Origin of the sequence: Streptococcus sp. GMD1S, assembly GCF_000296875.1 — a bacterium.
Lineage (GTDB): Bacteria > Bacillota > Bacilli > Lactobacillales > Streptococcaceae > Streptococcus.
Genome location: NZ_AJQY01000061.1, coordinates 1 through 5,165, shown reverse-complemented (window position 1 = coordinate 5,165; position 5,165 = coordinate 1). Strand labels below are relative to the sequence as shown.

7 protein-coding genes and 2 pseudogenes are annotated in these 5,165 nt (G+C 35.9%); all 9 read left to right on the top strand.

The features are described from left to right. Nucleotides 1-513, top strand: a 513-nt coding sequence (locus tag GMD1S_RS12260) for a hypothetical protein (RefSeq protein ID WP_000463782.1), incomplete at its 5' end; no start/stop codon positions are given. A 54-nt stretch (nucleotides 514-567) separates the two neighbouring features. After that, a complete protein-coding gene (locus GMD1S_RS06550) occupies nucleotides 568-1,101 on the top strand; it encodes a hypothetical protein (protein ID WP_001280939.1) in 534 nt (177 codons plus the stop codon). Nucleotides 1,102-1,186: 85 nt separating this feature from the next. Next, nucleotides 1,187-1,711 carry a hypothetical protein gene (locus GMD1S_RS06545; protein WP_000015796.1) on the top strand — a complete coding sequence of 175 codons (525 nt, stop codon included), beginning with the start codon at nucleotides 1,187-1,189 and terminating at the stop codon, nucleotides 1,709-1,711. 178 nt (nucleotides 1,712-1,889) lie between these two features. Further along, nucleotides 1,890-2,516, top strand: coding sequence for a TipC family immunity protein (locus tag GMD1S_RS06540; RefSeq protein ID WP_000746267.1), 627 nt, complete (start codon nucleotides 1,890-1,892; stop codon nucleotides 2,514-2,516). A gap of 95 nt (nucleotides 2,517-2,611) precedes the next feature. Continuing rightward, nucleotides 2,612-3,217 (top strand): hypothetical protein, encoded by a 606-nt coding sequence (locus tag GMD1S_RS06535; RefSeq protein WP_001244917.1) that lies wholly within the window; start codon nucleotides 2,612-2,614, stop codon nucleotides 3,215-3,217. A gap of 49 nt (nucleotides 3,218-3,266) precedes the next feature. After that, nucleotides 3,267-3,797 carry a hypothetical protein gene (locus tag GMD1S_RS06530; protein ID WP_000957422.1) on the top strand — a complete coding sequence of 177 codons (531 nt, stop codon included), beginning with the start codon at nucleotides 3,267-3,269 and terminating at the stop codon, nucleotides 3,795-3,797. Between the two features lie 180 nt (nucleotides 3,798-3,977). Beyond that, on the top strand, nucleotides 3,978-4,610 hold the full coding sequence (locus GMD1S_RS06525) for a hypothetical protein (protein WP_000919639.1): 633 nt from the start codon (nucleotides 3,978-3,980) through the stop codon (nucleotides 4,608-4,610). Nucleotides 4,611-4,626: 16 nt separating this feature from the next. After that, a pseudogene (locus GMD1S_RS12560) lies at nucleotides 4,627-4,816 on the top strand (hypothetical protein); the annotation flags it as partial. A 104-nt stretch (nucleotides 4,817-4,920) separates the two neighbouring features. Continuing rightward, nucleotides 4,921-5,165 (top strand): annotated as a pseudogene (locus tag GMD1S_RS06520) (D-alanine--D-alanine ligase); the annotation flags it as partial.

Here is a 5,165-nt window from a genome sequence, read left to right as displayed (position 1 = left end):
GGGAATACTCGCCCATTTAAAACAGACCCAACTATTCACTTGAAATTGAATAAGTGGATGCATGATAATAGATGGAATAATGTTCAGTTGAAAGAAGGGATTATCAATAAATTTGGGAGTCATGTATATGAAAATCTTGAATTAGATTTTGAAGACAATCCAGCAACAGACTATCGAGAAAAAGGAGACTGTCTACGTTTAGCTTCTACCCACCTTGACCTTCTAACTGTTGATAAACGTGCCTTCTATATTATGGCCATTGAAATTGCGACTGCTATTGATGGTCAGATTAGCGAAGATGATAAAGAGAGCTGGTTAAGTGTGGAGGAATTTAAAAACCGGCATGAGGATATCCTTTCGATGAGTTATGAAGAGGCTAACGAGCTGAGTTTGGAAGAAATTCCGTTTATGGACGATGTAAGAGACCCGGTTTGGGAAGAAGACGACCGCAGGAATGAAGAATACATCAAAATCCATGGCGAGCCAGTTTATGACGACGAGGAAGACGAGTGAGAGTTTATAATAAAACTTATTTGAAAGAGAGTGTTATATGGAGGGAAGAAACTAATGTCAGATAAATTAAAACAGTTTAAATGGTTGATCGTATTGTTTTTGTTTCTGTTAGCAATTCCTTCATATTTTGCTTACAATCATTTCCGACAATCTAGTACTTTAAAAGAAGCCTTTGAGAAAAATGAAAGAATTGAAGTTCTTCATCATTTAATGGCATCAGGAAAATATGCGTCTGACATCCGCAAGGCAGGATATACTATTCCTTCTGACGGAGCTATTCGATTGGATGGAGTTATTTATCCATTAGAAATTGAAGGAGAGTTACATTTGAAAATTAGCCCTCCCAAAAAGGATGCTAAGGATTTTCAGTTGTTTTTCATTACACAGATTAATGAAAAACAAACGCATGTAGCTTTTATTTTAGATAAAAATCTGAATTTAATTGATTCCAGCTATTCTCAGCAAAATGATAACGGGAAAAGAGAGATTGTTTCTATCCCCCAAGCCGAAGAAGATTACTTGTTGAGAAGTGTTCAAAGCGAGATTGATGACTTCATGAAAAAGATGTATCAAACCTTGTATGGTTAGATTTTTAGAGAAAGTAACTTCTTACTCAACGCAATGCTGTATGAACAAGACTTCTATGATTACTTAGATAGAGGAGGTGAGAAAAATGTCGGGACTTAAAAAAATACTGATCGTTATTGGTTCTGTAATTGCCTTAGCTACTGGTTTGAATCTTTACTTTCAGTATCAAAACCATCAAGAACATATGCAATTAAAAACCTCCTTTGAAGAGAGGGACAATATAGTCGTCTTACAACGTTTGATGGCATCAGGGAAATATGCGCCTGACATCCGTAAAGCGGGCTATGTCATTCCTCCCGATGGAGCTATTCGCTTGGATGGAGGAATTGCTTCCATCGAGATAAAAGGAGACATCGATTTGAAAATATCGTATCGTGGACGGGGGGTTACTGCTTATTTTGAAATAGAGATAGATGGTAAAATAACTAGTGTACTATATGAATTGGATAAGAACTTGGATATAGTTTCTAGCGCCTATTTTCAAACAAATGAAAAAAATAAAAATGAGAGAGTGACTATCCCCAAAGCTGAAGAAAAGCGCCTATTAAAGATTATTCAAAAAGAGCTTGAGGATTTCATGGAAACGATGTATCAGACTTTGTATGGATAGTTTACCAGAGAAAGAAGCTTCTTGCTCAACACAATGCTGTATGAACAACGGGGTGTGTTGAGGGATTTTACTAGAAAAGATACCGTAGATAAGCTACAAAAAAATTACCCAAGTACTTATAATTTCATTCGAAATATTGAAACAGGGAATCAAGAGTTGACAGAGATGAGGTGATTAGATGAAGAAGAGGAAATTTGTAATTTTTTCGTTGCTAATAGTTCTATTATTATCTTTCTCTGGTTTTCAGTACTATAAATATCAGAGAGTTCATAATATTTTTGATGAAATATACTACGAAGAAAGTGATTATCACAATCATACATTTCTCTGGAAAGGACGAGCTTTTTATAAGTTAAAAAGTTTAAAATTTGTGGACAACGATTCTCAAGAAATTTCTATTCATTCTATTGATTATAAAAGTGTAGACTTACCAAATACTATTCAATCTCTAGGTTATTATTTTTATTTTGGATTTCAGGAGATGACGAAAGTTGGGATAGAGATGCGTTTGAGACTGCCAGATACAGAGACAACCATAAATGTAGATTACCTGTACGATGTAAACAATCAGCAATTAGAACGATTTATGTGGTATCACGATGAGAAAAGCGTGAGATATTATCATCAGTCTCAAGTAGAAGCCTTTCTAACGGAGCATGGAAAGACTGCCGATGAGATTCGCAGGGAAGCAGATGAAATACTCCGTCACAAAGTCTTGGCAGACTGGACTTCCATATATGCCAGTCGTTTTAGCCTAGATAATTGGGGAGAAGTGACAGTTAAGGATATATGGAGAACCGAATAACAAACGGAACGACGAGGTAATAGTTTTATAAAGGCAGGTTGCCATGACAGAGTTCTCAAGAATATTTTGTAAAAAAAGTTACTTTGGAGCAGTAAATGAGAAATAAAAGTAAGTCTATCCTTTTTTTCCTATTTTTCCTTTTTTATATGGTATTGTTCATCATTAAGCCAATCTATCAATATTATTCATTTTCTAAGATGGATGTGAATAGTAGTATGGTTCAATTGATTCAAGATAAAAATGATCAGGATTGGCATGCTCTTGATAAGCATATTCATCTAGTGCCCTCAAAAGAAAATGGAAAGAACATCGGCCTTATCTATGTGGTGGATGACTATAATCAAATTGAAAGTAAGATTTCTTATGAGAATCAAGCGGTATCCATCAGTTACAATAATCGATTACAAGGAGACAAGAGTGTTGAAATTAGTTGGTTAAATGGGGAAAAGCGGTTGTATCATGCTGGGAGATATTTGAAATTAGCAAGTGAAAATCAAGCTGTGATTGAAAGTAACACAGGTTCTTCAGTGACCGTTTGGGAACAACGCTCGGACAATGCGATGAATCAGTTATATACAGTTGTGAATCAGATGAGAAAGATAGTTTTAAATCATTTGCTTCAGAAAATTTTCTACTATTCGATAGCTTTGGTCTGCTTTCTTTTGGGTTGGAAAATATACTCTCTTTTAAGGAGGGATTGAGGGCCACAGTTCTTCTGGATTTTAATAGTGATGAGAGAGGAAAACTAAAATGCTAACACCCGTGTTATTTATTGTGTCTTTATTTCTACTTTTACGGCACTTTAAAAGCAGTCTCTCAAGAATGATCATCGGATTGTTGTATGGTTCGTTTGCGGCAGTTTTTATTTGTGTGGTTTTAAATGCTGGTAAGTACACTCTGCAACCAGGTCAAAGTGTTGAATTGAAAGTTTTTTCTAAAACAGAGCAGCTGGAGTATAATTCGGAACTACATTTTAAAAAATTAGATGATGCGAAGTTAAAATTGTCCGGTCGAAAAGGTTGGGGAATGAAAGACAGTAATATAGTCTATAATGTTGAAAAGCAAACAATAACGGAGCTAATTTTTTTAAAAGACAAAACCGAGCGCAAAGACTTACCAAATGATAAGAGTAAAAGTATCTATTTAGAAAGTGATGGTATAGTGGTTCAAGGGGAGATAAAGGAAGTATTTGGTGTGACGAAAGAAACTCCCTATACTATCACCATCACCAATGTAGACAACAAGCCAGCTTACTTTGAAGCTCAAGTGGTGGATCGGTAGATTTAGGAACCGTAAACTAGGCCTCAGTTGTTGTAATTGTTTGGTAAAGGAGACTTATTTGCTTTGAAAGTAACAATCAGCTTGTTTCTTTCGAATATGCAAGAGAGGCTCTAGTGGCGAATACTAGTCAAAATGTCAAAAAAGATTTAGATAAACCTAATCCCGCAGTTGGAGAGTAAAATGTTAAAAAGAATAAGAAACTATTATAAAAACAAACCAACTCAAGCTGTCCTAATGCTCATAGTTCTTATTTGGTCAGTATATGAGATTGGTGCGACCAGCTTGGCAAGTAACTCGGCATTAACTAAGGAATTCATGCATAGTCGGTATGTTATAGTTTGGCCAATGGTAGATAAGAAAATGAAATTATACCATTATGCGGAAGAATGGACTAATGACGTTTTAGTTGGAATGATGCATTTAGACTATGGAAATATAAGAATAACTAGTTTTCCTAAAAAATGGGAGAGTGAAGCTGAAGTTTACTATACGCTGTCTCAGGATGAGTATGCTGATAGAGTATATTTTTTCTTAGACGAGCCAATTTCCAAAGCCTATATCAGCAGATTAGAACAAAATTATTATTTGATTTCAAAGAATGCAGTTGCTATTAAAGAGGAAACAGGTAAAACGGTTGAACAGTTAGTTCAAGAAGTGGGGAATGCAAGGAAAACCTTCTTATCAGCTCTTGGAAAGATGAAAATCCTTCGTTTGGTTTATTTGATTCTTCGTATGATAGTATTGTTGCAGTGTATCAGGTGGTCGGGTCAGCGTAGAAAAAGGAAAGAGAACGAAATTTTGCAGAATAGATAGAGCTCCCAAAAGGTATGATGATAAAGAGCTTCCAAACAATCAAAAAGATATTCATTTGGTAAAGAATGGGATTGTTGTCAGCTACCAAGGGGAGAAAGTTTTTTATGTAACTAATAACAAGTCCTACACGATCACCATCACCGATCACCATCACCAATGTAGACGACAAGCCAGCTTACTTTGAAGCTCAAGTGGTGGATCGGTAAAATTTCAGCTCTCAAATGAGGGCTTTTTTAGATTCAAGTTTCAAAAAAGAAGCAAATATGATATACTAAAGAACGAGTATTCTATTAGAATTAGGACAAGCAATATGAAACAAACGATTATTCTTTTATACGGTGGGCGTAGTGCAGAGCGTGAAGTCTCTGTCCTTTCAGCTGAAAGTGTTATGCGTGCGGTCAACTACGACCGTTTCACAGTCAAGACTTTCTTCATCAGCCAGTCAGGTGACTTTATTAAAACGCAAGAATTTAGCCAGACTCCAGGTCAAGAGGATCGTCTCATGACCAATGCGACTATTGACTGGGACAAGAAAATAGCGCCAAGTGCCATCTA

Excerpts from the sequence above, each read along its gene's own strand:
- GMD1S_RS06550 (WP_001280939.1), top strand. The coding sequence starts at position 568 with ATGTCAGATAAATTAAAACAGTTTAAATGGTTGATCGTATTGTTTTTG.
- GMD1S_RS06545 (WP_000015796.1), top strand. The coding sequence starts at position 1,187 with ATGTCGGGACTTAAAAAAATACTGATCGTTATTGGTTCTGTAATTGCC.
- GMD1S_RS06540 (WP_000746267.1), top strand. The coding sequence starts at position 1,890 with ATGAAGAAGAGGAAATTTGTAATTTTTTCGTTGCTAATAGTTCTATTA.
- GMD1S_RS06535 (WP_001244917.1), top strand. The coding sequence starts at position 2,612 with ATGAGAAATAAAAGTAAGTCTATCCTTTTTTTCCTATTTTTCCTTTTT.
- GMD1S_RS06530 (WP_000957422.1), top strand. The coding sequence starts at position 3,267 with ATGCTAACACCCGTGTTATTTATTGTGTCTTTATTTCTACTTTTACGG.
- GMD1S_RS06525 (WP_000919639.1), top strand. The coding sequence starts at position 3,978 with ATGTTAAAAAGAATAAGAAACTATTATAAAAACAAACCAACTCAAGCT.